Source organism: Porticoccus sp., assembly GCA_023261185.1.
GTDB lineage: Bacteria > Pseudomonadota > Gammaproteobacteria > Pseudomonadales > Porticoccaceae > Porticoccus > Porticoccus litoralis.
The window spans coordinates 1-26,097 of sequence record JALRJN010000002.1 but is presented as its reverse complement, the minus strand read 5'-3'; the positions used below and the strand labels follow the sequence as shown (position 1 = coordinate 26,097).

General features: G+C 51.0%; 33 protein-coding genes, 1 tRNA gene and 1 pseudogene. 13 read left to right on the top strand and 22 right to left on the bottom strand.

Annotated elements, in window-relative coordinates; translation table 11 throughout:
- The 14 genes and pseudogenes from ACYZYZ_RS00260 to ACYZYZ_RS00195 all read right to left on the bottom strand — a co-directional run.
- Window positions 1-272, bottom strand: a 272-nt coding sequence (locus ACYZYZ_RS00260) for a hypothetical protein (RefSeq protein ID WP_461482847.1), incomplete at its 3' end; no start/stop codon positions are given.
- Window positions 273-317: 45 nt separating this feature from the next.
- Window positions 318-391: transfer RNA gene (locus ACYZYZ_RS00255), tRNA-Cys, on the bottom strand.
- Window positions 392-528: 137 nt separating this feature from the next.
- Entirely contained in the window at window positions 529-1,086 is a 558-nt protein-coding gene (gene pgsA, locus ACYZYZ_RS00250) for a CDP-diacylglycerol--glycerol-3-phosphate 3-phosphatidyltransferase (protein WP_305170807.1), read from the bottom strand.
- A gap of 40 nt (window positions 1,087-1,126) precedes the next feature.
- Complete coding sequence (gene uvrC / locus ACYZYZ_RS00245; RefSeq protein ID WP_461482846.1) at window positions 1,127-2,950, bottom strand: excinuclease ABC subunit UvrC; 1,824 nt, start codon at window positions 2,948-2,950, stop codon at window positions 1,127-1,129.
- A gap of 167 nt (window positions 2,951-3,117) precedes the next feature.
- The gene (locus tag ACYZYZ_RS00240) at window positions 3,118-3,786 is read right to left on the bottom strand and encodes a response regulator (RefSeq protein WP_461482845.1); all 669 of its coding nucleotides are present in this window, start codon (window positions 3,784-3,786) and stop codon (window positions 3,118-3,120) included.
- Window positions 3,787-3,816: 30 nt separating this feature from the next.
- On the bottom strand, window positions 3,817-4,455 hold the full coding sequence (locus ACYZYZ_RS00235; RefSeq protein ID WP_461482844.1) for an alpha-ketoglutarate-dependent dioxygenase AlkB family protein: 639 nt from the start codon (window positions 4,453-4,455) through the stop codon (window positions 3,817-3,819).
- Window positions 4,452-5,471, bottom strand: a complete 1,020-nt coding sequence (gene murB, locus ACYZYZ_RS00230; RefSeq protein ID WP_461482843.1) for a UDP-N-acetylmuramate dehydrogenase — start codon at window positions 5,469-5,471, stop codon at window positions 4,452-4,454. Before murB ends, ACYZYZ_RS00235 begins: the two co-directional genes overlap by 4 nt.
- Window positions 5,471-5,947, bottom strand: a complete 477-nt coding sequence (locus ACYZYZ_RS00225; protein ID WP_461482842.1) for a low molecular weight protein-tyrosine-phosphatase — start codon at window positions 5,945-5,947, stop codon at window positions 5,471-5,473. Before ACYZYZ_RS00225 ends, murB begins: the two co-directional genes overlap by 1 nt.
- A complete protein-coding gene (gene kdsB / locus ACYZYZ_RS00220) occupies window positions 5,944-6,711 on the bottom strand; it encodes a 3-deoxy-manno-octulosonate cytidylyltransferase (RefSeq protein ID WP_461482841.1) in 768 nt (255 codons plus the stop codon). The genes ACYZYZ_RS00225 and kdsB overlap by 4 nt, the downstream gene beginning before the upstream one ends.
- 6 nt (window positions 6,712-6,717) lie before the next feature.
- A complete protein-coding gene (gene lpxK, locus ACYZYZ_RS00215; RefSeq protein WP_461482840.1) occupies window positions 6,718-7,716 on the bottom strand; it encodes a tetraacyldisaccharide 4'-kinase in 999 nt (332 codons plus the stop codon).
- A 15-nt stretch (window positions 7,717-7,731) separates the two neighbouring features.
- Window positions 7,732-9,606, bottom strand: coding sequence for a lipid A export permease/ATP-binding protein MsbA (msbA, locus tag ACYZYZ_RS00210; protein ID WP_461482839.1), 1,875 nt, complete (start codon window positions 9,604-9,606; stop codon window positions 7,732-7,734).
- A gap of 9 nt (window positions 9,607-9,615) precedes the next feature.
- The gene (locus tag ACYZYZ_RS00205) at window positions 9,616-10,038 is read right to left on the bottom strand and encodes an ExbD/TolR family protein (RefSeq protein ID WP_305170814.1); all 423 of its coding nucleotides are present in this window, start codon (window positions 10,036-10,038) and stop codon (window positions 9,616-9,618) included.
- A complete protein-coding gene (locus ACYZYZ_RS00200; RefSeq protein ID WP_305170815.1) occupies window positions 10,035-10,670 on the bottom strand; it encodes a MotA/TolQ/ExbB proton channel family protein in 636 nt (211 codons plus the stop codon). Before ACYZYZ_RS00200 ends, ACYZYZ_RS00205 begins: the two co-directional genes overlap by 4 nt.
- A gap of 135 nt (window positions 10,671-10,805) precedes the next feature.
- A pseudogene (locus ACYZYZ_RS00195) lies at window positions 10,806-13,058 on the bottom strand (DNA internalization-related competence protein ComEC/Rec2).
- Between the two features lie 184 nt (window positions 13,059-13,242).
- On the opposite strand from ACYZYZ_RS00195, the gene ACYZYZ_RS00190 reads away from it, so the two are divergent.
- The 4 genes from ACYZYZ_RS00190 (at window position 13,243) to ACYZYZ_RS00175 (ending at window position 15,816) form a co-directional block, all read left to right on the top strand.
- Entirely contained in the window at window positions 13,243-14,412 is a 1,170-nt protein-coding gene (locus ACYZYZ_RS00190; RefSeq protein WP_461482838.1) for a patatin-like phospholipase family protein, read from the top strand.
- 79 nt (window positions 14,413-14,491) lie between these two features.
- The gene (locus ACYZYZ_RS00185; RefSeq protein WP_305170818.1) at window positions 14,492-15,142 is read left to right on the top strand and encodes a Bax inhibitor-1/YccA family protein; all 651 of its coding nucleotides are present in this window, start codon (window positions 14,492-14,494) and stop codon (window positions 15,140-15,142) included.
- A gap of 8 nt (window positions 15,143-15,150) precedes the next feature.
- Entirely contained in the window at window positions 15,151-15,456 is a 306-nt protein-coding gene (locus ACYZYZ_RS00180) for a TusE/DsrC/DsvC family sulfur relay protein (RefSeq protein WP_461482837.1), read from the top strand.
- Window positions 15,457-15,477: 21 nt separating this feature from the next.
- The gene (locus ACYZYZ_RS00175) at window positions 15,478-15,816 is read left to right on the top strand and encodes a 4a-hydroxytetrahydrobiopterin dehydratase (RefSeq protein ID WP_461482836.1); all 339 of its coding nucleotides are present in this window, start codon (window positions 15,478-15,480) and stop codon (window positions 15,814-15,816) included.
- 108 nt (window positions 15,817-15,924) lie between these two features.
- Here the strand turns inward: ACYZYZ_RS00175 and ACYZYZ_RS00170 are convergent, their stop codons facing one another.
- On the bottom strand, window positions 15,925-16,482 hold the full coding sequence (locus ACYZYZ_RS00170) for an NAD/FAD-utilizing enzyme (protein ID WP_461482835.1): 558 nt from the start codon (window positions 16,480-16,482) through the stop codon (window positions 15,925-15,927).
- A gap of 166 nt (window positions 16,483-16,648) precedes the next feature.
- Window positions 16,649-17,023, bottom strand: coding sequence for a secondary thiamine-phosphate synthase enzyme YjbQ (locus ACYZYZ_RS00165; RefSeq protein WP_461482848.1), 375 nt, complete (start codon window positions 17,021-17,023; stop codon window positions 16,649-16,651).
- A gap of 86 nt (window positions 17,024-17,109) precedes the next feature.
- Here ACYZYZ_RS00165 and ACYZYZ_RS00160 point away from each other — a divergent pair, with 86 nt between their 5' ends.
- The 3 genes from ACYZYZ_RS00160 to ACYZYZ_RS00150 all read left to right on the top strand — a co-directional run bounded on the left by ACYZYZ_RS00160 (window position 17,110) and on the right by ACYZYZ_RS00150 (window position 19,202).
- Entirely contained in the window at window positions 17,110-17,448 is a 339-nt protein-coding gene (locus ACYZYZ_RS00160) for a hypothetical protein (RefSeq protein ID WP_461482834.1), read from the top strand.
- 153 nt (window positions 17,449-17,601) lie between these two features.
- Window positions 17,602-18,690 carry a tRNA (uridine(54)-C5)-methyltransferase TrmA gene (gene trmA, locus ACYZYZ_RS00155; RefSeq protein WP_461482833.1) on the top strand — a complete coding sequence of 363 codons (1,089 nt, stop codon included), beginning with the start codon at window positions 17,602-17,604 and terminating at the stop codon, window positions 18,688-18,690.
- A gap of 98 nt (window positions 18,691-18,788) precedes the next feature.
- Window positions 18,789-19,202: a hypothetical protein gene (locus ACYZYZ_RS00150; RefSeq protein ID WP_461482832.1), complete on the top strand. Its 414-nt coding sequence runs from the start codon at window positions 18,789-18,791 to the stop codon at window positions 19,200-19,202.
- A gap of 145 nt (window positions 19,203-19,347) precedes the next feature.
- Here ACYZYZ_RS00150 and ACYZYZ_RS00145 read toward each other — a convergent pair whose 3' ends face one another.
- Window positions 19,348-19,656, bottom strand: coding sequence for a hypothetical protein (locus ACYZYZ_RS00145; protein ID WP_461482831.1), 309 nt, complete (start codon window positions 19,654-19,656; stop codon window positions 19,348-19,350).
- Between the two features lie 258 nt (window positions 19,657-19,914).
- Here ACYZYZ_RS00145 and ACYZYZ_RS00140 point away from each other — a divergent pair, with 258 nt between their 5' ends.
- The 5 genes from ACYZYZ_RS00140 to ACYZYZ_RS00120 all read left to right on the top strand — a co-directional run bounded on the left by ACYZYZ_RS00140 (window position 19,915) and on the right by ACYZYZ_RS00120 (window position 22,105).
- Window positions 19,915-20,574 carry a TIGR01458 family HAD-type hydrolase gene (locus tag ACYZYZ_RS00140; RefSeq protein WP_461482830.1) on the top strand — a complete coding sequence of 220 codons (660 nt, stop codon included), beginning with the start codon at window positions 19,915-19,917 and terminating at the stop codon, window positions 20,572-20,574.
- The gene (locus tag ACYZYZ_RS00135) at window positions 20,574-20,675 is read left to right on the top strand and encodes a hypothetical protein (protein ID WP_461482829.1); all 102 of its coding nucleotides are present in this window, start codon (window positions 20,574-20,576) and stop codon (window positions 20,673-20,675) included. The genes ACYZYZ_RS00140 and ACYZYZ_RS00135 overlap by 1 nt, the downstream gene beginning before the upstream one ends.
- Window positions 20,676-20,721: 46 nt before the next feature.
- Complete coding sequence (locus ACYZYZ_RS00130; protein ID WP_461482828.1) at window positions 20,722-21,189, top strand: hypothetical protein; 468 nt, start codon at window positions 20,722-20,724, stop codon at window positions 21,187-21,189.
- An 85-nt stretch (window positions 21,190-21,274) separates the two neighbouring features.
- A complete protein-coding gene (locus ACYZYZ_RS00125) occupies window positions 21,275-21,745 on the top strand; it encodes a hypothetical protein (protein WP_461482827.1) in 471 nt (156 codons plus the stop codon).
- A 33-nt stretch (window positions 21,746-21,778) separates the two neighbouring features.
- Window positions 21,779-22,105, top strand: a complete 327-nt coding sequence (locus ACYZYZ_RS00120) for a DUF1330 domain-containing protein (RefSeq protein WP_461482826.1) — start codon at window positions 21,779-21,781, stop codon at window positions 22,103-22,105.
- 7 nt (window positions 22,106-22,112) lie between these two features.
- Here ACYZYZ_RS00120 and ACYZYZ_RS00115 read toward each other — a convergent pair whose 3' ends face one another.
- The 3 genes from ACYZYZ_RS00115 to ACYZYZ_RS00105 all read right to left on the bottom strand — a co-directional run bounded on the left by ACYZYZ_RS00115 (window position 22,113) and on the right by ACYZYZ_RS00105 (window position 24,593).
- Complete coding sequence (locus ACYZYZ_RS00115) at window positions 22,113-22,688, bottom strand: PhnA domain-containing protein (RefSeq protein WP_461482825.1); 576 nt, start codon at window positions 22,686-22,688, stop codon at window positions 22,113-22,115.
- A 73-nt stretch (window positions 22,689-22,761) separates the two neighbouring features.
- Window positions 22,762-23,256: a DUF2489 domain-containing protein gene (locus ACYZYZ_RS00110; protein ID WP_461482824.1), complete on the bottom strand. Its 495-nt coding sequence runs from the start codon at window positions 23,254-23,256 to the stop codon at window positions 22,762-22,764.
- On the bottom strand, window positions 23,256-24,593 hold the full coding sequence (locus ACYZYZ_RS00105; RefSeq protein WP_305170833.1) for a DNA recombination protein RmuC: 1,338 nt from the start codon (window positions 24,591-24,593) through the stop codon (window positions 23,256-23,258). Before ACYZYZ_RS00105 ends, ACYZYZ_RS00110 begins: the two co-directional genes overlap by 1 nt.
- A 116-nt stretch (window positions 24,594-24,709) precedes the next feature.
- On the opposite strand from ACYZYZ_RS00105, the gene ACYZYZ_RS00100 reads away from it, so the two are divergent.
- The gene (locus ACYZYZ_RS00100) at window positions 24,710-25,300 is read left to right on the top strand and encodes a hypothetical protein (protein WP_461482823.1); all 591 of its coding nucleotides are present in this window, start codon (window positions 24,710-24,712) and stop codon (window positions 25,298-25,300) included.
- Here ACYZYZ_RS00100 and ACYZYZ_RS00095 read toward each other — a convergent pair.
- Both ACYZYZ_RS00095 and ACYZYZ_RS00090 read right to left on the bottom strand, forming a co-directional pair.
- Window positions 25,239-25,598 (bottom strand): alpha/beta hydrolase family protein, encoded by a 360-nt coding sequence (locus tag ACYZYZ_RS00095; protein ID WP_461482822.1) that lies wholly within the window; start codon window positions 25,596-25,598, stop codon window positions 25,239-25,241. The genes ACYZYZ_RS00100 and ACYZYZ_RS00095 overlap by 62 nt on opposite strands.
- Window positions 25,599-25,681: 83 nt before the next feature.
- Window positions 25,682-26,097: EamA family transporter (locus ACYZYZ_RS00090; RefSeq protein ID WP_461482821.1), on the bottom strand; the 416-nt coding region annotated here is incomplete at its 5' end.

Genomic DNA, 26,097 nt, shown 5'->3' with positions numbered 1-26,097 from the left:
GCAGCGAAGGCATTGCCTAGTGGGGTCAACTCTCCCAAGTTCATACCCCCTGGTCCCAATGAAACCATTGAAGTATCAGCAGTATTTGCGTCGTCGCTCTCTACCCAGCCAATAACAGCTGCGGTAGCGTGACGGTGATGACCGCGCCCGCGCCCCAGTCGGTGGAGCCGTCCGGGATAGTCAGATTGATATGGGTGGAGGTGTAGGCGCTGGCTACCGTCAGGTCCGCCAGGCGCTCGCCATCCGGGCATGGAGGGGATGGTCAACGGCACAGCGGCTCCATTTGTATAAATGCTTTCGCTGTGCCGGGAGAATAATGGAGGCGCGGGTCGGAATCGAACCGGCGTACACGGAGTTGCAGTCCGCTGCATGACCACTCTGCCACCGCGCCTTCGGGATGCGGGATTGTACCCGACGAGTTTTTCAAAGAACAGTAAAGAAGGCGGGTATTCTATGGATTGACCGCCGAGAATCAACTCATTTTTCCCCTGTACACCACCGTCACTCAAATAGCTGAACAAGTTTTGTTCAATTGACTTTGGATAACTCCGGCCAAGCAGCGCGCAGATAAATGATCATGGACCACAAGGTGAGTATGGCCGCTACATACAGGAGTGCAATACCCAGGTAATCGAGTGTTGGGTGTGCAGTCGGATCAATGGCGAGCAGAAAGGCAATGGCAATCATCTGCAGGGTGGTTTTCACCTTACCCAGGTAAGACACTGCAACACTGGTACGCTTGCCCAGTTCTGCCATCCATTCACGCAACGCCGAGATCACGATTTCACGGCCAATAATAACAATGGTTGGCAAGGCAAACAGCAGTGTGGCGTGTTCCTCAAGCAGCATAACTAGCGCCGAGGCGACAATCAGTTTATCCGCTACAGGATCGAGAAAAGCACCAAAAGGCGTGAACTGGTCTAGCTTGCGTGCCAGGTAACCATCCAGCCAGTCTGTGCCTGCAGCAATACCAAAAATAGCTGCACTGGCAAGGTGTCGCCATTCCCACGGCAGATAGAAGACGAAAATCAGGATGGGAATCATCGCGATGCGCAGCAGGGTAAGAATATTAGGAGGATTCCACATGGACAGATACTACTTCGGCTATTTTTGGCGAGGGAACAAATTACCCATTGTGGAGGGCACTGTAAATACTTTCGGCAACTTTCCTGCTGATTCCGGGCACACGCATCAATTCCGCCACGCTGGCCCGCTCCACTTCTCGCACACCACCAAAGAATCGCAGTAACTCTCTGCGCCGTTTCGGCCCCACGCCCTCAATACCCTCAAGCGTAGAGGTGCGGCGCTTACGATCACGGCTCTGACGGTGCCCGGTAATGGCAAAGCGATGAGCCTCGTCCCGTATCTGCTGAATCAACAATAGCGCGGAAGACTGGGTATCTAAGACCACTTCGTGATCTCCCCGTGACAGCAACAGTGTCTCGAAGCCCGCCTTGCGGGTTCTGCCCTTGGCCACTCCAACAACCAATACACCCACGACACCCAGCTCATCGAGAACTAATGCCGCCTTGCGCATTTGCCCTTTGCCACCATCAATCAGCAATACGTCCGGCAGTTTGCCATCCTCTTTTTTTATCCGGGTATAACGCCGAACCAAAGCCTGCTCCATGGCAGCGTAGTCATCTCCCGCTGCCACATCGCGGATGTTCATACGGCGATAATCGGATTTAAGGGGACCGTTATTATCAAAGACCACACAGGAAGCCATGGTAGCCTCGCCACTGCTGTGGCTGATATCAAAGCACTCCAGCCGTTCCGGTGGTGTTTCCAGATCGAGCAGCTGTTGCAGGGCATCCAGGCGCTGCTGTGTATTCTGTCGCGAGGCCATTCGGCCATTGAGATTCTGCCTGGCGGTGCGTTCGGCCAGGTCAAGCCATTGCGCACGGGTACTGCGCCCCCCCTGTTGTACGGAGACCTTGAATGCCGCCACCTCACTGATGGCTGCGGCAAGCAGGCCGCTCTCAGGTACCGCATGGCTGGTGATCACCTGTTTGGGGAAGTCACCCCGCGCGCCCTCTCGCAGGTAGTACTGCGGTAGAAAGTCCGCCAGTAAGTCGCCCTCACTGGCCGCCAGGGGCACCTTGGGATAGAAGCTGCGGCTGCCGAGTATGCGCCCTTGCCTGATGTACAGGACATGGACACACCCCTGATCACCTTCCAGCGCGGCAGCCATAATATCAATCTGACCATTACCCGACTCAACCACCTGCTCCGCCTGAATTGTCCGCAACGCCACGATCTGGTCGCGATACTGGGCTGCGCGCTCAAAGTCCAGTGACAGCGATGCCTGATCCATATCTGTTTCCAGTTCGCGTATCAGTCCATCGCTTTTACCCTCCAGAAACATGCGTGTATGGCGAACATCACGCTGATAGTCCTCTGCAGAAACCAGGTCCACACAGGGGGCGGTGCAGCGATTAATCTGATACTGCAGACAGGGACGTGACCGATTGCGGTAAAAACTGTCTTCGCACTGCCGGACACGAAAGGTTTTCTGCAAAAAGTTCATGCTGTCGCGAACCGCCTGCACACTGGGAAAAGGCCCGAAATAGCTACCGCCCCGACGCTTGCTGCCACGATGAAAAGCCAACCGGGGAAAGTCATCGCGGTCTGACAGGAAGATGTAGGGATAGGATTTGTCATCCCGAAGCAGAATATTAAACGGCGGGCGGTTCTGCTTGATCAGGTTCTGCTCCAACAGCAGCGCCTCGATTTCTGTCTGCGTCACCGTCACATCAATATTGGCAATACGACCCACCAGTGCGGCGGTTTTCGGAGAAAGCCCATTGTTGCGAAAATAACTGGCCACGCGTTTGCGCAGATTTTTAGCCTTGCCCACGTAGAGCACCGCCCCATCTTCACCATACATCTGGTAAACGCCGGGACGCTGGGTTAACTGCTGCAGGAAAGGTTTTGAGTCGAAAGCCATACCGCCATTCTACAGGGGATGCGGCTACGGGTGGATTGGGCCTGCTAAAAAACGTTTATTAGCCCGTTAATGCAAGGCAAGAGTGGGTGAAAATAGAAGTTTATCCCGAATAAATGAGCGTATTTAACTCGGTGTTAAAACCACGCAGATGGTTTTTCAACAGGCTGCTATATAACCTCTGATGGATCTACCAGACCATATTTGACGGCTGCCAGAGTCAGTTCCACATCATTGGTAACACCCAGCTTTTCATAAATGCGGTATTTGTAGGTATTGATGGTTTTCGGGCTGATGTTCAGTGTTTCAGCAACATCTTTCGCCCGGTTACCACTGGTGATGAGGGCAGCGATCTGTAATTCCCGCTGGGACAGGCACCCCAACGGCGAGTTGTCGGAAGCAGGTTTAATCCCATTCATCGCCATCATCTGCGCCAGTTCAGGGCTGATATACACCCCACCGGAAAGCACTTTTTCAAGGGCAATTTTTACTTCTGTGGAATTGGCATTTTTGGTGATATAGGCGGATGCACCGGCTTTCAAAAGTGCCACCGGGTGTACATCGTCGTTAAAAGCACTCACGACGATCACCTTGGTATCCGGATAATGGGAAAGAATGCGATGGGTTGCCTCAAGACCACCGATACCGGGCATGCGAATATCCATAAAGATGATATCTGGCTGTACTTCACGGACCTTTTCGATAGCTTCTTCGCCACTGGATGCCTGGGCCGTGACAGTGATGCCGTCAACCTCCGTCAACATGCGACAGATGCCAAGACGAATCAAATCATGATCGTCCACCACCAGTACACTTTTCAGACCCAATCCAGCACTCATGTATATGACCTAAAATTTGCGCCTAGGCTATCACTGAGGGAACAAGGTTGCCACGTGAACCCGACGGAAAGTGATATTCAATCGCGCCTTATTCACCCCAGGCATCTTCGGCAAACGATGACGCAAGTGATGTTGAAATTCTCCCTCCATCACCAACAGGGAACCGTGACCCAGATCAAGCTCTCTCAAGCCAACTTCTCGACATGATTTGTGTTTTATCTGAAAACGGCGAACGGCACCGAGACTGACGGAAGCGATGATGGGGTTGCTTCCCAGCTCTGGTTCATCGTCACTGTGCCAATCAACACTGTCCCTACCATCGCGGTAAAGATTGACCAGCGCACTGTTAAAAACGGTACCACAAGCTGATTCCACCTGTTGCTTGATCGTTTTCAAGTCAGGCAACCAGGACAATGCCCGAAACAGGCGTCCTGAATAACTGTAATCTGCACCTGCATCGCCGTACCAGGCATTCAACCTGGGAATCTTGCGCCTTTGCCCGGCAATCCAGATATCGCTCTGTTCCCAGGGAATCTCTGCCTGAAGAGAGGCCATCAGTTGGTCTGCCTCCGACTCAGGAAACAGGTGAGGAAAATAGCGCAACTGCCCGCCGGGCAGATTGATTAGGGAAACATCGCGATCTGCCTCAAGCAGTGAATACTGGCTCATGGGTATATGCGGGGTTCCAGCTCCAGAGTAATGGCAAATTTACTCTGTACGGAGTGAATAATTTCATCCGCCAACTCCAGTAACTGTTGACCGGTACCGCCACGATTGGTCAGTACCAAAGCCTGTTGCTGGTGAACACCGACCGGTCCACGGGATACTCCTTTCCAGCCCGTCTGATCCACCAGCCAGCCAGCCGCCAGTTTGACGCTGCCATCTGACTGAGGATAGGTCACTAGCTGAGGGTAATTACCTGCCAGTTGCTCGGCCTGCTCAGAAGAAATCACGGGGTTTTTGAAAAAACTGCCAACATTAGGTATATCCATAGGGTCGGGCAATTTACTGCGGCGAATATCACACACGACGCGGGAAACCACTTCTGGTGTCACCTCAGACAGATTTTGCTGCGCAATAGCCTGTTTCAGGGCGGGGTAATCCAGCCTTAATGTCGGCTGAGAGCTTAGGGCTAACGTCAGTGATGTAATGACATACTGATCGCGAACGGCGTGTTTGAAAACGCTGTCCCGGTAGGCAAACTGGCAGTCTTCAGCTGAGAGGATGACTTGCTCGCCAGTATCGACGTGTATAGCAGCCAAGCTATGAAAATGCTCGCTGAGTTCAACCCCATAGGCACCGATGTTTTGAATGGGCGCCGCCCCGGCCAATCCAGGAATCAGTGAGAGGTTTTCCAGACCAAACCACCCTTTCGCCAAAGTGTGTAACACCAGCTGATGCCAGTTCTCGCCAGCACCCACATGCACCAGGCGCCGGTCATTGTCCTGCATATCCAGTTCTATGCCGGGAATCGCCATAGCCACAACCAGCCCGGGAATATTGTCAGCCAGAATGACATTACTGCCGCCCCCCAGCACCGTAACTTTCAAGTTTTTGTCACGAGCCCATGTGAGGGCTTCCCGAAGCACATCCAGCGTGTCTACTCGGCAGAAGTACTCAGCTGTTGCTGGCAGAGCCAGCGTGTTCATTGATTTGAGAGGGACTGCGGACTGGATATGCAGCATCAACCTAGCTGCTCACGCAAATGGGACAGTAAGCCGGAGGCCGCATCTTCAACCAGATCCAGCACCTGGGAAAAATTTTCCTCGCCACCGTAATAAGGATCAGGGACTTCTTTCAGGCCACTGGTACCAAAGTCAAGAAAGAGGCCCAGGTGGCCATTGAACTCGGGCAATGCCAGAGCCTTCAAGTCCCAGAGGTTTTGCTGATCCATGGCCAGTATGTAATCAAAATCTCGGAAATCTTCCGGTCGCACCTGCCTCGCCCGCAGGTGGCTGAGATCGTGTCCACGATCCAGGGCTGCAGCACTGGCGCGACGATCTGGAGGACGGCCGATATGCCAGTCACCTGTTCCGGCGGAATCAATCAGGATCTGCTCTTCCAGTCCGGACTCCCGCACCATTTTTTCAAAAATACCGTGGGCCGTGGGGGAACGGCAGATATTGCCAAGACAGACAAACAACACTCTGATCGGTTTCATGGCTTTCCCGCTTCCACCATGGCGATCACGCGCTGTAGATCTTCCTCCGTATCCACGCCGCCCGGGACGTCTTCAACGGAAGCTGCAACGTGGATGCGCTCCCCACTCCAGAGAAAACGCAATTGTTCCAGACACTCTATCTGCTCCAAGGGAGCCATCGGCCAAGTCACAAACTGATTCAGTAACGCCACACGGTAGGCATAGATCCCAATGTGACGCATGGGTGCAAGGGTGTCGGAAATTGACGCAACGCGGTTATCCGGAAATTCACGGGGCCAGGGTATGGGGGCTCGGCTGAAATAAAGTGCCAGACCGTTCTGGTCTGCCACCACTTTAACAATATTGGGGTTGAGGAAACTGGTGTCATCGACAATGGGTTCACACAACGTGGCAACACCAGCTGTTTTCTGACCGGCCAGATTGGCCGCAACCTGATCGATCACCTGGGGCGGAATCAATGGCTCATCCCCCTGAACATTCACCACGATATGCTCTTCGGTGAACTTGTACTGCTGAGCCACCTCCTGCAGGCGATCAGTACCGGACTGGTGCTCAGCAGATGTCATACAACACTCGCCGCCAAAAGCAGTTATCTGATCGGCGATTCGCTGGTCGTCCGTGGCAACAATAACCCGCTCTGCCTGACTGAGGGCAGCCTGACGATAGACCCGTTCAATCATTGTCATTCCGGCAATATCACGCAAGGGCTTGCCCGGCAGACGGGTGGAGGAAAAGCGTGCGGGAATCACTACGGAAAACGACATGTCAGTTCAGTTACTCTTTTTAAGTGTTGCAACCCGTTTGGCAAGACGTGACAGCAAATCGCTACTCAGCACCGCCGTCACATCGAGCACCCAGAGGTTGTCCAGGCCAAATTGGGCGCACTTTACCGCATCTTTGGCTGTGATGATAACCGGCAGATCATCATCAAAAGACAATTCCTCACCGGTAAAGACATGATGATCGGGCAACGGATGCAGTATGGGCTCCAGCCCCAATGTTTTGAGAGAGCGAGCAAAACGTTGCGGATTTCCGATACCCGCCACCGCATGAACCCGTTTCCCGCCCTGCCACTGCTGGGGCGATATAACAGTGCCACTCTTCAGATGACGCAGAGCGATAGGAAGCAGCTGAAACACGTCCTGATTATCTTTATGATCGGTAGATTCCGAGCCGTTCACCAGAACAAAATCCACCTCTTCAAGCCTGGTTACCGGTTCCCGTAGCGGGCCGGCCGGTAGGCAATGGCGATTGCCAAAACCGCGCTCACCATCCACCACCACCAATTCAATATCCCTGGGTAGACGATAATGTTGCAGGCCATCGTCACTCATGATCAGATCGCAATCTGTGTGTTCAAGTAAAAAAAGACCCGCCTGGTAACGATCTTTGCAAACAACCACAGGGCAGTGACAGGCCAGCAGCAAGGGCTCATCGCCCACCTGCTCCGCCGTACTTTCGGACGTGACCAGCATGGGGTTATCCCCATGGTCACCTCCATAGCCTCGGCTAATGACCCCCGGCCGATAGCCCAGTTTGATGAAATGGTCAACCAGCGACGCCAACAACGGGGTTTTACCAGTACCACCAACACTGATATTGCCCACGACGATAACGGGCACTGGCAGCGCGGGGCTGGGAGACAGTCGTTGCCGGTAAAAGCGGCGCAACATGGCGACAAGTCTAAACAGCCAGGATAGAGGCAAGAGGCAGAGCGACCAGCTAGTCGGCCGGTACCAAGCCTGCTGTAAAGCATTGGAGAGGGTCATGCTAGATTCGCCGGTTTAACTGGATTGTACGACATCGTCACTGAATTGCTTCTGATGCAGTTGTGCATAGCGACCATTAAGTGCCAACAACTGCTCGTGAGTGCCCTGCTCCACGATTTTGCCCTTATCCATCACCATAATGCGGTCGGCGTTTTCAATAGTGCTGAGCCGGTGTGCAATAACAAACGTGGTTCGCCCTTTCATCACCTGCTCCAGAGCGCGCTGGATATGGTGTTCGGACTCTGTATCCAGTGCCGATGTAGCCTCATCAAGAATCAATACTGGGGCGTTCTTCAACAGTGCCCGAGCAATGGCCAGCCGTTGACGCTGACCACCGGACAACATCACCCCATCGTCGCCGACCTGGGTATTAAAGCCTTCCGGCAATCGCTCGATAAACTCCAGGGCGTGGGCTGCTTTCGCCGCACTCCTGACCTGCTCCTCTGAGCATTGGCTCAACACCCCGTATGCAATATTGTTATAGATGGTGTCGTTAAAGAGCGTTACGTTCTGAGAGACCAGGGCGATATGGCTCCGCAGGTTGGCCAATTTGTAATCATTAACGTCGATGCCATCCAGAAGAATTTCACCCTGGTCATGGTTATAAAACCGAGGAATCAGGCTCACCAGCGTTGTTTTACCACTGCCGGACTGCCCAACAAGGGCAATGCTTTCCCCCGGGGACACTTCCAGATTGATACCGTTCAGCACATTGCCGTGTTCTTCCGAGTAGGCAAAACTGACGTTGCGGAATTCAAAGCGCCCTTCAACACGCTCTTTTTCCACCGTGCCCATATCAATCTCTTCGGGTTCATCCAGGGTGGCAAAAATGGTTCCCGCCGCGGCGACGCCTTTCTGGATACTGCTGTTCACCTCGGACAACTGGCGAATGGGTTTTGCCAACAGTCCGGCAGACCCGAGAAATTGCACAAATTCACCGCCACTCATATTGGCTAGCACATTTGGGTCGAGCGCCAGCCACATCAGACCTGACAGGGACATGGCGACCAGCATCTGAATAATGGGGGAACTCAAACCTTCCGCCACGGCCATTTTCATATGTTGACGACGGCTATAGTTGCTGGCCTGTTGCATACGGCGACGTTCATACTCGGTGCCGCCAAACAGGTGCATTTCCCGGTGGCCACCCACCGCCTCCTGAGTCACGTGGGTCACATTGCCCACCGAGGTCTGTATACGACGACTCAACAACCGGAAGCGCTTGCTGATAAAGCCCACCACCGTACCAATCACCGGCAGCACGATGACGAAGATGGCCGCCAGCCGCCAGTTCAGGTAAAACAGATAGCCGATCAAACCAATAACCAGCGCGCCTTCACGAATAATGATTTTCAAGGAGCTGGTGGCTGCGTGAGTCACCTGGGCCACATGAAATGTCACACGGGAAATCAAGTGGCCGGACATGTTGGTATCAAAGAACTCACTGGGCAGCCGAGTGTATTTATTAAACAGTTTGACCCTGAGGTTATGCACCAGTATCTGGGTAACGTAGGCCATACAGTAACCGCCGACAAAAAAACCGATGCCGCGCACAATAGCGATCATGAACATGACCAGCGGAATGATCCAGCGAGTGTCCTGCACGGCATCCTCACCACCCAGAAAGCTGGCTATCCAGGTCGTCGACCCCTTGCCAAGATCAAGGGCAGCGATACCCGCAGCACTTTCATCACCCGAGAGGGTATTGATGGCGTTGACGGTGTAGCCAAACAGGTCAATAAAAGCGATCTCCATGGAGGAGAAAAGAATCAGGCCAAGGATACTCAGTAAAAAGATGCCGATGTAACCCTTGAGGTAGGAAAGCAAACGTAAATAGACCTGCATACCGGACATCTCAGGGTGTTCGGTATCGGGGACGGACTTCGCCACTATGACTCCTCAGGTATCGTTATCAGGCTGTTTTGTCGTTATTTTGAGATGTACAAAGCCCATTCTACCTGCTGCGTCCATGGCTGTAACCACCGCCTGGTGTGTTGTATTGGCATCGGCGGTAATCGTAAGGGGGGTATTCGAGTTGCCCTGAGACACCTCATCCAGCGCTTTCATCAGCGTCTCGATTTGACGATTGATCAGCGGCTTGCCGTTGATACTGTAATCACCCTCCCTGCCGATTAATACTTCGATCTGTTGCGCGGGCGTTTCTTCTATCTTGCCATCGGCCTCTGGCAAATCGAGAACCAGGTGAGACTCCTTGGTAAAGGTCGTGGATACCATGAAAAAGATCAGCAGGAGAAACACCACATCAATCAGTGGTGTCAGGTTGACGCCCTGATCGTTTTTCCGCTGTCTGCGAAACTTCACCCGTTAGCGCCCTCTTCGGTGCGGAACACCCGGTCGCCGTGCAAAGCATCAACCAGCTTGACGGCCTGATCCTCCATTTCGACCACCAGCGAATCCACTCGACGTTCAAAAAAACGGTGGAAGACCAGTGCCGGAATGGCCACCGTCAGCCCAGCAGCCGTGGTGATCAGCGCCTCGGAGATACCTCCTGCCAGCACCCCAGCGTTGCCAGTGCCTTCAATCATAATGGCCGTAAATACCTTGATCATGCCAATCACTGTTCCCAGCAACCCCAGCAATGGCGCGATGGCGGCGATGGTTCCCAGCGGTGCGAGATTTTTTTCCAGCTCATGAATGACCTGGGCAGCCGCCTCTTCAACACTGTCTTTCATAACCTCACGACCATGGGCTGAATTGCTGATTCCAGCCGCCAAAATAGTTCCCAGCGGTGATGACGACCGCAGCTGGTGAATATTTTCTTTGGTCAACTGGTTCTGCTTTAGCCAGTGCCAAACCTGGCCCAACAGTGTTGGCGGGACAACCTTGGCTGGCCGTAGCGTCCAGTAGCGTTCAAAGGCTATGGCAATTACCACAATGGAAGAAAGAATGATCGGCAGCATTAACCAGCCACCTGCAATGATTAACTCGTACACATCCGTTCCCCGGTCATCTGAATGCTCTGGACTTTACCATAATCAATTCCTGCTCCACACCAAACCACCGGCGCCTGTGAGCAAAATTATTGTCCCCTTCACATTTCGGGGAAATATCCACTCCGAAATCAGCCATCAATACCAGTAACGCGGTCGGTCAGTGCGGGCATTGGTGATTTCAAGGTTATCAGCAGATACCCAATTAAACTGGACTGCACCCTGCTCCGCTGTATTCCATAAAACAGCTCCCGCCGATTGATAACGTTCACGCACCGCTTCAGCGGGGTGCCCATAGTGATGTCGGTATCCCGCCGAAAACAGCACATGCACAGGTGACAATGCGGACACGAAAGATACAGATGAGGAGGTCTTGCTCCCATGATGAGGCGCCAATAAAACCCTGATGGACCCCCTAAGGTCCTGGACGGTATCCAGAAGTTGATGCTCTGCCGACGACTCGATATCACCGGTTAGCAATATCCGCTCTGTACCGTAACCAATCAACAATACGCAGGACTGATTATTTCCCTGGCCTGTGCTGTTGTGTGGATGTAACACCGCAAAATCGATCCCGTCCCAATGCCACGATTCACCAGCCAGGCAGGACCTAGTCTTGAAGTCGACATCCTCCAGCTTTTCACCCGTAAGCACATCTTCCGCGGGGATCAGGTGATTAAGTCCGGCTGTACCGCCCGCATGGTCGTTATCCGCATGGCTGATGATCAATCTGTCTATCCTGTTGACACCCTGACGCCGTAAAAATGGGGCGACAACTGCACTGCCTGTATCAAACTGTCGCCCATGGGCAGGACCCACATCATAGACCAAGGTGTGCTTGCTGGTTCTCACCACCACAGACAGCCCCTGTCCTACATCCAGAACTGTCAGTGACAATGGGTATGGGTTGGTGTTGGGCAGATAAAAGATAGCAACCAATAATGGAGCCATGAGCCAACGTCCAGGGAACCCATTCGGCAGAATTAACAGAATCGCCAACAACATCAACACTAGAGTATTGCTAAACGATGCTGGCCAGTGTGGATAAACCGGCAACCAAACAGGCATGGGAACAGTGCCGAGTAATGTCATCAATTGTTCAAGCTGCCACCCGGCTATGCTCCACAAATAAACGGCCATACTCCAATTGAACAGTGAGACGGCGGCACCCAGAAGACAAACAGGCACCACCAGAAAACCTATCCAGGGAATCACTAGCATATTCACGACGGGTGCGAACCAGGCCACCGGCAACTGCCAGAAAACCAAGGGTAGCCATAGCACAAGGAACACCACCCACTGCACCTGAATGCCGCGCCACCATCGAGACAAGTTAACGGCCACTGGCACCAGCCACAACAAGCCTGCGACCGCGCCAAAGGATAACCAGAAACCGGCACTCAACACCGCCAGTGGGTCAATAACAGCAACACCAGCCAGAGCCAGGCCAAAGCCGCTCGCCCGGGAAACATGTCGATTCAACAATACTGCGACAATCGCCACTGCAATCATCACCAAAGCTCGCTGGGTGGGCAAACTGAATCCAGCTTACAGGCTGTATCGCAGAGCAAACAGCAGTGCTGTCACCGAACCGCCATAGACCGCGTTACCCTGTAATCCTAAACGTGTAGCCACACGAATCAGTGACGCACCTAACCAATAGCCCATGGCAGCCATGAGACCGACATGTAAGCCGGACACCACAAGCAGGTGTACCAAACCAAACCGGGCCAAACGATCCCAGTCTGTTTTAGCTATTAAAGAGCGATCCCCAAGAGTTAAGGCCACAATAAAACCCTGTGACTGCTCATCTAGAGGGGAGGAAAGGATCAACTTCCTCAACTGATAACGCCATGAATCAATGGTTGTCACGCTATCCAGATGGCGATTATGGGGCGATTCGCGTACATATCCCGTAGCGGAGATGTTTTGCCTCATCAGCCAGGCCTGATAATCGAATCCCCCAGGATTAACGCTTCCCCGAGGCCTGCGCAATCGAACCTTCAATTGCCAGACCTGTCCGGGTTGCAGCTCCTGAGGCGGCTGGTACCAACTGATACGCAAGCGTCGCAACTCGGGCAAGGTTGGGGTTTCGAGAACTTTCAGATTGAAACGCTGACGATGTCCATCGTCGACGGGGATACCCTGAACAATCCCGGTGACCAGATGATCTGACGGCGTCAGGCTTTCGGGCAGTTGACCGGCAAGGCTGGCATGTCCCCAGTAGACCCCAAAGCACATACCCCATAAAAGCCAGGCAGGGATTTTAAAGCGAAGAAGAAAGCTCAGGATCCCCAACGCAAGCATCAACAGGATGGCACTGTAACCCGGAAGGGTTGGCCAGTAGGCCACTGCAAAAATTCCAATGGCAAAACTATAGCTTCTATACATGGCGAACATCCCTGTCACCAGTGACTAAAACACAGCTGTTGAGTATAACCCGCCATCCATCAGTGTAGTTCCTCATGTACGCCTTCACTACGGGGGTTGGCGCTACGACCAAACTACCCCAAAATAGAGAAAAGGAACCTACGGGGGCAATACAACCATCAGGAATCTGCGCCGATATCCGCAAATGACAAAAAATAATTCACAAGCAGAGAAAACAGGGATTGTACTTACCGGGGGTGGCGCCAGAGCCGCCTATCAGGTTGGTGTGCTTCGTGCCGTTGCAGAAACACTTCCCCGGGATACCAAAAACCCTTTTCCAATTATCTGCGGCACTTCAGCTGGCGCTATCAACGCCATGGCCATTGCTGGCCGTGCCGGTCCCTTCAGCTTGCGCATAAAAAAACTTGAGGCAATCTGGCGGCAGCTGGATGCTGAAAAGGTTTATCGCACCGACTTTCTCGGCGTTGCCAAGAACAGCCTGAACATGCTGCTGTCCCTGTTCCACAGCGGCTACGCCATCGGCAAGCCAAAAGCTCTGCTGGACAACACTCCCCTGCGCGACCTACTGGATAACTACATTCGGTTTCGGCATATCAAAGAAGCTATTGCCAACGGTGAGCTGGATGCCGTAAGCATCACTGCCATGAGTTATAACTCGGGCAAGTCAGTTACATTTTTCCAAGGGAAGGAGGGTATCCAGCCCTGGCAGAAATCCCGGCAACGTGGACTACCCACCGACCTCAACATTGATCACCTCATGGCCTCTTCTGCCATTCCCATACTTTTTCCTGCCATGAAAATTGGTGACAACTACTTTGGCGATGGCGCACTGCGCCAACTGAAACCGATCAGCCCGGCACTACGTATGGGTGCCAAGAAAGTTTTTATCATCGGGGTTAGCGACAGCCTGGTACGGAACCCCCGTCCCATTGCCCCCACTTCATATCACTCCCCCTCCATCGCTCAAATTATGGGGCATATGCTTAACAGTGCCTTTATAGACAGTATTGAGAGCGACCTGGGAACACTTGAAAAGATAACCAGGCTAGCTGGAAGCATGACGACTTCCGAACGTGAGCGACTGGGGTTATCTGACCTGCAACCCATAAAATCCCTAGCCATTCACCCTTCCCAATCGATCAATCGTATTGCGGTCGATCACTTGCATGAATTGCCTAAAAGTGTGCGCATGTTCATGAAGGTGACCGGCGCCACAGCTCGGGGAGGTGGAATCAACACCGCCAGCTACCTACTATTCTCCAAGGGCTTCTGCCGCAAGCTGCTTGAGCTCGGCTACCAGGATGGACTAGCACAACAGCAGGCCATTCTGGACTTTTTTGACGACAATAAATAACCAAAATGGGCATTGCTTTGAAACTTACACCTTGTAAGATGGGTCCAACTTACAAATTTGCGGAATGAGGATCATTACCATGTCAATTGAGAAGGCTGTTGTATCAACGACCCTGGACCCCGCAGCCACAAAAGTACTGCGTAACACCTATGCACTGCTGGCAATGACGCTGGCCTTTAGTGCTGTTATGAGTGGTGTGGCGATGGCTATCAACGCGCCCTTCATGGGGCTGTGGATGTTGCTTCCCTACTTCGTATGCCTGTGGATGGTAGAGAAGAATAAAAACAGTACTGCCGGACTGTTCTGGGTATTCGCGCTGACTGGATGGATGGGCTTTACGCTAGGTCCCATACTGAGTTTTTATCTCGCCACATCCGGGGCCGAGCCCATTATGACCGCTCTGGGTGGTACAGCGCTGATCTTTGCCGGCTGTTCGGCTTACGTGCTGATTACGCGCAAAGAACTTTCATTTATGACCGGATTCCTGATGACCGGGGTATTGGTGGCATTTGTTGCAGCCATCGCTAATGTCTTCCTGCAAATTCAGGGGCTGGCACTGGCTGTTTCCTGTATGTTCCTGTTCCTGTCAGCAGGAATCATCATGTGGCAAACCAGCGCCATCATTCACGGTGGTGAGCGCAACTACATCTCAGCAACCGTTACGCTTTTCGTGATGATCTATAACCTGTTCACCAGCCTGCTCAGTCTGATTGGCCTCAGTAATGACTGATACCGCTGGTGGAAAAAGCATCGGTTAACCATCTCAACAAGCTACCTGCCTGGTCGGAACCTACCGCCAGGCAGCTGGCGGCTGAAGACAATCTGGAACTCACTGAAGCACACATGGAAATACTCCGGGTGGCTCGGCAGTTTTATGCCGATTTTGGTTTTTCACCGTCCATGCGTCCACTAACTCGCTACGTTTCAGATCACCTTGATCTCAGCAAGGGCCGCAGCATCTATCTAATGCAGTTATTCCCGGAAAGCCCGGCAAAGTCAGTAGCTCGTCTGGCGGGGCTTCCCAAACCTAAAAACTGTCTATAACAAAGCACAAAGGGGGCTTTTGTGAGTATCGCCAAGGAATCGTGCGAAGCCTGCCGGGCGGATGCACCTAAAGTGACCCATGAGGAAGAACAAACCCTGTTAAAGGAACTCACAGGCTGGACTATCAAGGAAAGAGATGGCATCCGGCAGTTGGAACAAAGCTTCACTTTTAGCAATTTTGCCGATGCCATGTCCTTCGCCAATGGTGTCGGCGAAGAAGCAGAGCGTGTTGGACACCACCCTGCACTTTTGGTGGAATGGGGAAAAGTTACCGTCACCTGGTGGAGCCATAAAATTCGTGGTTTGCACCGAAATGACTTTATCATGGCCGCCCGCACCAGCGAACGATACCCCACCTAGATCATTTTAAGAGCCACTCAAAAAAAACGGCTACCAAGTAGCCGCTTTCATTTTCAACCATACACCGCTGATCTCCTGAAGTTAACTTATTTAGGCCAGACCTTTCACTCAAGGTGCCCACTTCACGAAACGGCTGGCACTGTTTTCAGCGTCAATCAACAAGCCACTGGGAGAAGCCTCTAATCCCGCCGCCTGGAGACTCGGATGATGACTAACAACCTCTTTCATCATCATTTCTTCTCGCCCTTTTGTGACCTCCACATACAGGACGTGTTTCCCGCTTTTAATCACATCCTCAAAGCGCTTGAAATGGATGTTGGGCTCCTGAATGCCCCACATCCCACCTTCCCAGGTAATAAAACCCATGACGACTATGGCCAATAGCACGAAGGGCGCCCAACCAATGCTCTGCGTGGCGCCAGAAAAAATGGCAAAGGCCATCACCAGTACAGCACAGAGAAAACCAAATACGAAGGCCTTGGCTGTCGTGCGGAAAACATCCCTCCTCATCAAAGGGGCCACATCATTCAGGTGGTGCTTCTGGAGACCCGCATCATCCATGCTCAGCACGTGAATTTGCGGTGTCGTCATACCTCTGGCTTCGAGTTCCTTCTCAATCTGACTCAGATCGTCAAGGTCATCGCTAATAAAATAATAGCGTCTCATAAAAAGCCTCCCATCATCATTAGAAAAGGTGGTCGTTTAACTGTCACCAAGTAGCCTGCGTTAAGGGCGGAAAACACGGCCCAAAACATAACAACACCTGAAGTATAGTTGGGCCTGGACGCATAACGATTCTGAGAGAAAAAAATCTAGATCAAAAGTGCATAAGCTAGATAAGGTGTAGTATCACTTTGCGATTACCCGGCTGGTGTCGATGCTCCCAGAGAAAGATTCCCTGCCAGGTACCCAGCCCCAAGTTTCCTCCCAGGACCGGTACGGAGATAGATGTCGCCGTCAGACTGGACTTGATATGAGCTGGCATATCATCCGGCCCCTCCAATGTGTGGGTATAGAGATTGTCATTCTCCGGAACTAACCGGTTAAGCCATCGTTCCAAATCAGCTCGAGCAGATGGGTCGAAATTTTCCTGAATCAGCAGGCTTGCCGACGTGTGCTGGATAAATAATGTACACAAGCCCTCGTTCATCTCAGCCCTATCCAGCAACCCCTGCCCGGTCACCGCTATTTTGAGCACCTCAATCAGATATCCCTCCAAAAAGTACCTTTTTTGCGGTAGATGTTTTACATTATCTTTGGTCTTCATCATGGTACGTCATAAGAGAGGTTACGATGAATTATCAGGGAAGCCATCTGGGATTTTCCCAGTTACTGGATGCCTGGGAGAAACGTTCTGCCGAAAACTCCGACCTGTTACCTACCTCAATTACCATTCACAAGCCAGATCAAATAAAACTTCAGGCTCTCGCTGAGATGTATCAGCTGCCTGCAGATGAGATTGCTGCGCATTTGCTCAATATCGCACTGGAAACTCTCGAGGCAGAGATGCCCTATGTGCCGGGGCCGGAGGTAATCCGCGTTGAGGAAGGCAATGAGATTTTCGAAGATATCGGCCCCATGCCCCGATATCTGGAGATCCAGCGGCAAATCAGGGAAAAGCTCGAATCATAGCCCGTACACGCGTCAACACAGCACTTAATCCATTGTGTTGACCATGACTCGCCGATGTTGCCAGACACCGGCCTGTTGTCACTCACCAGTGAATATCTGCTGATACAATTTGTTTATTCAGTATAATTTGCACCCCGGAATAGAGGTGTCGATTTGCAACCGGTTAATCCTGACGAGTATCACACTCAACTCACGCAAAAAATTCGCCAGCTGAGAGAAGACTTTCAGACTCTTCAGCTGCCCGATATTAAGGTGCATGAATCTCCGCCCATTCATTACCGGATGAGGGCCGAATTCCGCATATGGCACGAACAGCAACGTGCTCATTACGCGATGAACCATCCCGGTGAAAAAAATACCTACATCATTGAAGATTTTCCAGCCGGGTCCCGCTTGATCAATACCCTGATGCCGCCTCTGCTGGAGGCAATCAATGCCAGCGAGGTATTAAGCCGACGTCTGTTTTCAGCTGAATTCCTCACCACCCTCAGTGGCGATGCGCTCATTACCCTGATTTACCACAAACCACTTGATAGTGAATGGCAGACAGCTGCACGCGATATCCAAACGCAACTGGGCGTGCCTGTCATAGGTAGAAGCCGAAAACAAAAAATCGTATTGCAACGGGACTATGTGCAAGAAACCCTTCAGGTGGCCAACCGGGATTATCACTACCAGCAAATGGAAAGCAGTTTTACCCAACCCAATGCCGAGGTTAACCAGAAGATGCTTAACTGGGCGCTGGAACGATCCAGGGGGTGTGGTGGCGACCTGCTGGAACTGTACTGTGGCAACGGTAATTTTACCTGTGTGCTGGCACAGCAGTTTGACCGGGTGCTGGCAACAGAAATTTCAAAACTCTCAGTTCGATCTGCAGAACACAACCTGAATGCCAATCAGGTTGATAATGTCAGCATCGTGCGCATGTCCAGTGAAGAGCTGACCGAGGCCCTGAATGGTGTCAGGCCCTTCAGGCGACTGCGTGATATCGACCTTCAGGGTTACGGGTTTACCACCGTGTTTGTAGATCCCCCCCGCGCAGGCCTGGACGAAGGCACCCTCAGGTTGACGCAACGTTTTGACCACATCATTTATATTTCCTGTAATCCGAAAACCCTGAGAGAAAACCTGGAAACGCTATCCGACACTCACGATATCAAACATTTCGCCGTGTTTGACCAATTCCCCTACACTCAACACCTGGAATGCGGGGTCTTTCTCAGCAAAGAAGTCCCGGTATAGCGACTTCAACAAATACTACTTGTCCGTACCCGTAAAAATTGGTGCAATCAACTCAACACAACCCGTCTCAATACATGCAGCGACATAAGGATTTTTTAATGAGAAAGATTTTGCTTCTCGCCACATTGGTTATTCCAGTTATTCCAGGCTACCTCAGTGCTGAATCACTCAATGTTTCCATGAACTGCCCCGAATGGGTGCAAGCAAGGCAGCAGAACGATTACCAGAATGCCCTTTCCTGGTTACAGGGATACATCAGCGCCTATAACGAGTACGAGTATGCAGGGAAAGACCCAGATGGCGTGCTGGGCACCAAAGACGCGGATGCCGTAGCCCAGTGGATGGATAATTACTGCAAACAAAACGAATCAAGCAACCCACAGGAAGCGATTGCCAACCTGATAGAAAAACGGCAGCACGTAAAGAATGCCTGCCCTGTCCGCAAGCAGAGTGGACGCCCATGCATTCCCGAAGAGGAACCTGAAAAACCGGCAATTAACGAAGAGCAGTGATGGTGTAAGAAAACCTGCTACCCAGGTGGCAGGTTGATACCTTCCAGGAGCAGGAAGGCCGGAAGAAGAAAACACAACTCTCTGATCAGATAGTCATCGCTCCGGTAGAGCAAGATGCCAGAGAGCTGTGTTCACCGAATAAGGCTTACAGGCCCTGGTTGTTCAACCAGATAGAGTGCTCAACACTGCCTTCTACCATACCTTCCGGAATTTCCAGCTTTTTCGGTTCTGGCTTGGGAGCAGCTTCTTTCACTTCTTCCACCGCCTCTACAACAGCTTCTTTCACTTCTTCAGCAGCAGTAGTGGCCTCTTCCATTACTTTCTCAGCGGCGGGTGCCTCAACGGCAGATGCTGCTTCAGCAGCTTTTTCTTCTTTGGCGCCATTGTCCGCACCACCACAAGCTGTCAGGCCAATAGCGATTACGGAAACACCAAATAATTTAATTAATTTCATCTTCTAACCCTCAAAATCAAAAAAAGTCTTATACCGGGCCATGCCCTGGAGCCAGAGTCTAAAACGCCCTTTTACAAGAATCCAGAGCTAATTCCCCCAATTGTCGCAATTTACAGGGGAAAATGCCTGAAAAGACCAGAACTTTACCTCTTATCAGCAGATAGCCCATATTTACACTTCATTGGTCACTTTCTTCTGTCGATGTAAAAATTAGAACTATCTTATTTGGGGTAGGAAAACACAGCGGACCTAAACACAATGAATAAACCTTTTAACGCCTTGTTTCTGGATCTTGATGGCGTACTTTTTGTGGGTAACGATGCGCTGCCTGGAGCCGTGAGGGCTGTTAAGAAAGCCCGCGAAGAAGGTCTCATACTGAGATTTTTGACTAATACCGCCACCCAATCCCGCCAGCACTTGCTGGACAAACTTGGTGCCATGGGCTTTACCCTTTCAGAAGATGAGCTGTTTACCGCCCCCATTGCGGCAAAGCACTATATCCTGGAGCATAATCTACGCCCCTATTGCCTGATTCACGAAAACATTCGCTGTGATATGGCAGGGATTGACGAAATCAATCCCAATTGCGTTCTGCTAGGGGATGCAAGGGACGATCTCAACTACCAAACACTGAACCATGCTTTTCAACTCTGTATCAACGGGGCTCAACTGATTGGCATCGGCATGAATCGTTACTTTAAAGGTGAAGAGGGGCTGATGTTGGATGCTGGCCCGTTCATTCGTGCCATTGAGTGGGCTGCAGGCACAGAAGCCCTGATCATGGGAAAACCCGGCAAGGATTTTTTCCAGCAGGTAGTTGCATCGACACCGTTTGAGGCCGGGCAATGCCTGATGGTTGGCGACGATGTGATCGGCGATGTGGAGGGTGCCGTTAATGCGGGGTTAATGCGGGGTTAATGGGATGTCTGGTGCGCACAGGAAAATTTCGTCCGGAGGATGAAAGGCATTTACCCCCAGGCGCAAAAATAGTGGATTCCCTTTACAGATTGTTCAGCTGATATCAACCTCCAGCTGATGGTGCCCCCCCCTCAGCAAGGCAGAAATTTGCACTGTCGTCATTTCCGTGTTTTATTCCATCCCGAAAATATTGGCTTTGCTGAGGCCAACTCGATTCAGCCAAACCGTCAATCACAGCTCGAACTCTACCGTATGCAACCAACACAGTACCTGAATATCAGTCTTGCCGGGCTAGCCACATTCGGCATCTTTTTTTATACCTTCGCCAATGGCATGGGCAATCTCATCATTGCTGCAGGTTGTATCGGCCTGTTGCTTAACACGATCATCGCGGGTTTCTTTGCCCTGGATAGTTTTCGCAGGGGCATTCTTTCGGCCCTGGCGTACAGTGCCCCACTGGCGGTATTTTCCGCATTGGCGGTTGGCGACCTGGTGCTTAAAGGCAGAAGCGGCCCTTTTATCTTCTGGTTTTCAGCAGCGGCCATCACTTTTACCACCGGCTTGTGTGGCGCACTTTTGATATTCGTCTACCGCCTCTTCGTGCCGAAAAACTGAATCAGCATCTGCCAGAGAAACGCCGACCGGTTTAAACTAAGCATTGATAAGTCGATGACTACATCTGCATTACCCAGGAGCTCCCGTGAATGACATTGTAATCAAGCAACCTCGCCTCTATACCCCCCTGCAGGTTGGTTTTGGCTCCTTTTTTGGCGGCCCGGTGGCCATGATCTATTTTCTGTGGCAGAACTTTAAGACGTTGGATAACCAGAGCGGCATGCAGTATTCCCTGGCAGGGGGCATTTTATTTAACGTCGGCCTGCTACTTTTCATGCCCATGCTGCCGGACTATTTTCCCGGTGTTGTGATCCCGTTTGTGTATTCCCTTGTCGCCCTCTCCATTGCCGCCACCTGGCAGATGCGAAAGGACGCGATTGAGCACTCTGTTCACTACCTTTTCCAGTCGAACTGGCGAGTTTTTTTCATCAGCATTGCTCTGTTGGTCGTCTGGATATTAGGTGCCTACATGCTGGCTATTTGGCTGGACATGCTCGGAGTGATCGATCTCGGGGAGGCGCCAGTAGCACCCGAACTGGATGATCTGTCGATTTAGCAACAACAATAAAAAACTATTGAGGAGTACCCTATGGCTGTCTATCTGATTGGTGAAGTGACCATTACCGACGAATCCTGGATACCGAATTACGCCACGAATGTTCACGATATTGCCCATAAGCACGGGGGTAAATACCTGTCACGAAGCAGCAATATCAAGACGATGGAAGGCGAGGAATGCAAAGCAAACATGATTGCTCTGGTTGAATTCCCGACCATGGAAGCACTTGAGGGTTTCCTGAATGACCCTGAATACGCTGAATTTCGCCAGTCGAGGATCAAGGGCAGTATCAGTAACCTGCATGTCATCGACGACAGTGATGCCGCAGGCAGTATTCCCTATCTGAAGAAAGGCTAAAACTGGATTAATTCGCCTTTTTCAGATAACAGGTCAGCAACACGATACGGACGCCATTAACGCGCCCTTCTATCTGTTCGGGATTGGCGGTGAGGGAGATATTTCGAACCGTCGTCCCGCGCTTGGCGGTAAATCCGGCGCCTTTGACATCCAGGTCCTTGATCAGGGTGACGTTGTCTCCGGCCTGCAGCTCGGCTCCGTTGCAGTCCCGAGTAACTTCTTCAGGTTCCTGTTCCTGAGCGTGGCCATGTTTGGCCCACGCCATCACCTCGTCCTCAAGATACAGCATATCGAGCAGATCACGGGCCCAGACCTCTTCCATCAGGCGTGAAAGCATTCGCCAGGCCATCACCTGCACCGCAGGTACCTGACTCCACATACTGTCATTGAGACAACGCCAATGATTGGGGTCTAGCAGTTCCGGTTGTTCTATCTGTTCTCGACAGGTGGTACACAATAAGACAGCTTTTTCATCGCTGGCTTCAAGTTCAGGGGGAATCGGGTACACACTCAATGCAGTGTCGTTCTTGCACAATTCGCATTGATTGCCACTTCTTTCCTGCAAGACTAGTTCAATATTCATCGATCACCACCCTATCCCGTGAGGGCCGGCATATTAGTGTCGTGGGGCTCAGGGCACAAGGGGCTCGAGCGTGTTAGTGATTGTCAGCAGAGAAAAACATCACACCCGATGAAGCAGATTCCTTCTTATTGAGTAATTGTCGCGCTGCCTCCACCACAAACTCACGGTATTTTTCCTCAATCTCCTCGCGCTCACGATCAAAACGTAGCTTGTCCCTGGTACTTAACGCCTTCCAGTCCTCAAGAATCGGAATATGCGAGGTCGCCTGAGTCAGTTGAAAAAACACTTGGTAGCGATCTCTTTCTGTCTCCTCAAGATCCAGTTGTGATGCCAGCATACTGATACGTATGGCGCCCTCCGTCAGGGTCATCTGATCCGCTTCCAGCGCGGCAGCAAGTATCTGGATACTCTTTTTATAATGTTCGCGCCGCTCTTCAAGATCAGCGGCGCGCTGGTGTGCCTGTTCCTCTCTGGCCCGATTACGCTGGTGTAATTGTTTCTGCAGGTAGATAGCGTAACCGGCAAGGGCGACAATAATGAGTGCGCCGAGGATAAGTAATATTGTCATCAGTCTACTTGTTCCTGTTTGTTTGTCTGGTGGTTTATCTGGGGCAGCTCTTCCTGGTCATCCGCCTCTTCCACCAGCTTGTCAGGCAGTTGACGACTGGTGCGGGCGCCCAGCTTGCGGATATCTTCAAACTTCTTCACTAGGTTCCCGCGACCATCCACCAAGCGTTTTCGGGTCATCTGCCAGGCCTCCTGGCTCTTGTTCAGGTGTTTCCCCACATCATCCAGGGACTCAACCACCAACACCAGTTGGTCATAGAGCTTACCGGCCTCAGCAGCAATTTTCTGAGCATTGCGGTTCTGATCTTCATAGCGCCAGATATTGTGAATAGTGCGCAGCGTTGCCAGCAGCGTGCTGGGACTGACCAGAATAATGCCTTTATCATAGGCATCCCGAAACAGACTGTGATCCTGTTCCAGTGCCAGCATAAAAGCGGCTTCTACCGGCACAAAAATCAGTACGAAGTCGAGGCTGTTAACACCCTCTAGCTGTTCATAGGACTTGCGACTTAAGCCCGTAATATGTGCTCGGATCGAGTTGATGTGCTGTTTGAGAAAACGTTGTTTTTCGTCCGGTTCTTCGGCGCGACAATAGCGCTCATAGTCAGTCAGAGACACCTTGGCATCAATAACGATATCCCGTTGATCTGGCAGGTGCACAATAACATCCGGGTTGCGCCGATTGCCCTCATCATCCTTCAACGCCACCTGAGTGTCGTATTCACGCCCTCTAGTGAGCCCGGACTGCTCCAGTATCCGCTCCAGTACCACCTCACCCCAGTTGCCCTGGAACTTGCTGTCACCCTTCAGGGCGTTGGCGAGCATGACGGCGTCCTCCCCAACCCGCTGCGCCTGTTTTTGCAGCTCTACAATCTGACCCACCAGCTTGTTTCTTTCTGCATTTTCCTTGTCATAGGCATCCTCAACTTTTTTTCGGAAGTCGTGAATTTCCTTGCGCAGGGGGTCAATGCTGGTATTAAGCGCCTGCTTGCTCTGCTCGGAAAATTTCTCCTGTTTGGCATCGAAAATACGATTAGCCAGATTTTCAAACTCCTGGGTCAGAGATTCCCTTGCCTGGCGCAATAGCTGAAGCTGCTCCTCGTGACGAACCCGGTCAGCCTCCAGTCGGGTTTCCAGACTGACTTTTTCATGACTCAGCCTGGACAATTCTGCCTCACGCTGCACCTTGTCATTTCTCAGGTTATCCAGTTCACTCTGCATCCCGGATGCCAATCCTTCCGCCCTGCTGAGTAACGAGCGAATAAACAGATATGCCAGCAACCCACCAATCACCAGGCCAGCGAGTAAAAAAACCAGATTATCAACACTGACTTGCATGATTGGACGTGTATCCTGTGACTGTGGACTGGCGCATCCACCGGATCATCGACCTTTGTCGGCAACAGGTGTTATGCGATCATTTCTTTCAGTCAAGGATAACAAAGATAACTTCAATGATGCGCCCGCTTTTTGATATCGACACTCTCAAGGATCAAATCGAGAAGGGTGCCCTTATCCTCACACCCAACAACCGCCTAGCCAATAAAATCTGCCAGGCATGGGGTTTTCACCAACAGCAGTTGGGCCACCATAGCTGGCCCGCACCCCGGGTTGAGGCAATTGAATCCTGGCTGGATGAACAATGGCTACGTTGCGTGGACCTCGGGGTGATGGCCGCCGGTGCGGGTACGCCCGTCAATCCCCAGATGGAATTGATTCTCTGGGAACAGGCCATTGACCAGGACAGTGAAAAACCGGACATGCTACTGCCGGGCACCCTGACCCGACAAGCCCGCAGCGCCTATGACATCGTGCAACGCTGGCAGATATCTGATGTGATTCTGCAGCAGGAAACACCCATGTTCTGGCGATGGGTGGAACACTTCCGCAGAGCACTCACGACTCACCGCCTGATTACCGTCGCGGATAAAGCCAATGTGGTTAGGCAGACATACAAGGATGGGCTGTTACCATCACCACCCTCTATTCACCTTTGTGGGTTTGATTATCTATCGCCGCTTTATGAAGATGTTCTAACCAATTAATAGTACTGATTGCATCTTGATATAATCCATTTTCGGTTGGTTTACCTGAATTTCCACTAAAACCACGCCAAGAAATAATTAAAAAATTTAAATCTAATTTATCAAATTCATTTAGTTTGTAAATTCGATTGTTTAAATTACCTGCGTTACCATGGAAAAAGACTAAAGTTTTATTTTTACTATTTTTAAATGAAAACCAAGAATTAAGTTCGATATTTTTTTCAGATGGGATTTTTACTTTTTTGTAATCAAATTGAATAGATGAAAAGTCATAACTATTAATGTTTGGTTTGTACATAAATGATCTTTGAAAAAAGAACATAAATAGAAATATGATCAAGTATGAAATAATAAAAAAAAAGAAAAAATAACTAATTAGCTTCATGTAGAAAATTTTTTATTAGCTAAAAAAATACCCAACAAGACTAAAGCTGCTCCATAGAAATGATAAATCTCTAGTACTTCATTAAAAAAAATTAATCCATATACAGAACCATAAATTGGCATTAAATATACTGTTAACCCAGTTAAAGAAGCGCCAACCATTTGTTGTAGTTTTGTATACATAATAAAAGCTAAGATGCCTGGAAAAATTGAAGCTAACAACACAAATAAAATAAAATTATAATTATACACTGTTGGTAAAAAATAATAATTTTCGATTAAATAAAATGGAAACAGTATTGCTGAAGCAAATAAGCTCATAAGAGCAAACCTTGCAACAATTGAAAATTTACTTTTCCAATTTACTAAATAAATTGAAAAAAAAGCCCAACTAATAGCGGCTCCTAAGATCC

Bases quoted from the DNA above. Each gene is read 5' to 3' on its own strand.
- ACYZYZ_RS00190 (WP_461482838.1), top strand. From the start codon at position 13,243: ATGACAAAAAATAATTCACAAGCAGAGAAAACAGGGATTGTACTTACC.
- uvrC (WP_461482846.1), bottom strand. From the start codon at position 2,950: ATGGCTTTCGACTCAAAACCTTTCCTGCAGCAGTTAACCCAGCGTCCC.
- ACYZYZ_RS00100 (WP_461482823.1), top strand. From the start codon at position 24,710: ATGATGCGCCCGCTTTTTGATATCGACACTCTCAAGGATCAAATCGAG.
- ACYZYZ_RS00140 (WP_461482830.1), top strand. From the start codon at position 19,915: ATGAATAAACCTTTTAACGCCTTGTTTCTGGATCTTGATGGCGTACTT.
- kdsB (WP_461482841.1), bottom strand. From the start codon at position 6,711: ATGTCGTTTTCCGTAGTGATTCCCGCACGCTTTTCCTCCACCCGTCTG.
- ACYZYZ_RS00115 (WP_461482825.1), bottom strand. From the start codon at position 22,688: ATGAATATTGAACTAGTCTTGCAGGAAAGAAGTGGCAATCAATGCGAA.
- ACYZYZ_RS00240 (WP_461482845.1), bottom strand. From the start codon at position 3,786: ATGAGTGCTGGATTGGGTCTGAAAAGTGTACTGGTGGTGGACGATCAT.
- ACYZYZ_RS00170 (WP_461482835.1), bottom strand. From the start codon at position 16,482: ATGAGACGCTATTATTTTATTAGCGATGACCTTGACGATCTGAGTCAG.
- ACYZYZ_RS00225 (WP_461482842.1), bottom strand. From the start codon at position 5,947: ATGAAACCGATCAGAGTGTTGTTTGTCTGTCTTGGCAATATCTGCCGT.
- ACYZYZ_RS00095 (WP_461482822.1), bottom strand. From the start codon at position 25,598: ATGTACAAACCAAACATTAATAGTTATGACTTTTCATCTATTCAATTT.
- pgsA (WP_305170807.1), bottom strand. From the start codon at position 1,086: ATGTGGAATCCTCCTAATATTCTTACCCTGCTGCGCATCGCGATGATT.
- ACYZYZ_RS00145 (WP_461482831.1), bottom strand. From the start codon at position 19,656: ATGAAATTAATTAAATTATTTGGTGTTTCCGTAATCGCTATTGGCCTG.
- ACYZYZ_RS00235 (WP_461482844.1), bottom strand. From the start codon at position 4,455: ATGAGCCAGTATTCACTGCTTGAGGCAGATCGCGATGTTTCCCTAATC.
- ACYZYZ_RS00120 (WP_461482826.1), top strand. From the start codon at position 21,779: ATGGCTGTCTATCTGATTGGTGAAGTGACCATTACCGACGAATCCTGG.
- ACYZYZ_RS00110 (WP_461482824.1), bottom strand. From the start codon at position 23,256: ATGACAATATTACTTATCCTCGGCGCACTCATTATTGTCGCCCTTGCC.
- lpxK (WP_461482840.1), bottom strand. From the start codon at position 7,716: ATGACCCTCTCCAATGCTTTACAGCAGGCTTGGTACCGGCCGACTAGC.
- ACYZYZ_RS00150 (WP_461482832.1), top strand. From the start codon at position 18,789: ATGAGAAAGATTTTGCTTCTCGCCACATTGGTTATTCCAGTTATTCCA.
- ACYZYZ_RS00185 (WP_305170818.1), top strand. From the start codon at position 14,492: ATGTCAATTGAGAAGGCTGTTGTATCAACGACCCTGGACCCCGCAGCC.
- ACYZYZ_RS00105 (WP_305170833.1), bottom strand. From the start codon at position 24,593: ATGCAAGTCAGTGTTGATAATCTGGTTTTTTTACTCGCTGGCCTGGTG.
- ACYZYZ_RS00135 (WP_461482829.1), top strand. From the start codon at position 20,574: ATGGGATGTCTGGTGCGCACAGGAAAATTTCGTCCGGAGGATGAAAGG.
- ACYZYZ_RS00160 (WP_461482834.1), top strand. From the start codon at position 17,110: ATGAATTATCAGGGAAGCCATCTGGGATTTTCCCAGTTACTGGATGCC.
- murB (WP_461482843.1), bottom strand. From the start codon at position 5,471: ATGCTGCATATCCAGTCCGCAGTCCCTCTCAAATCAATGAACACGCTG.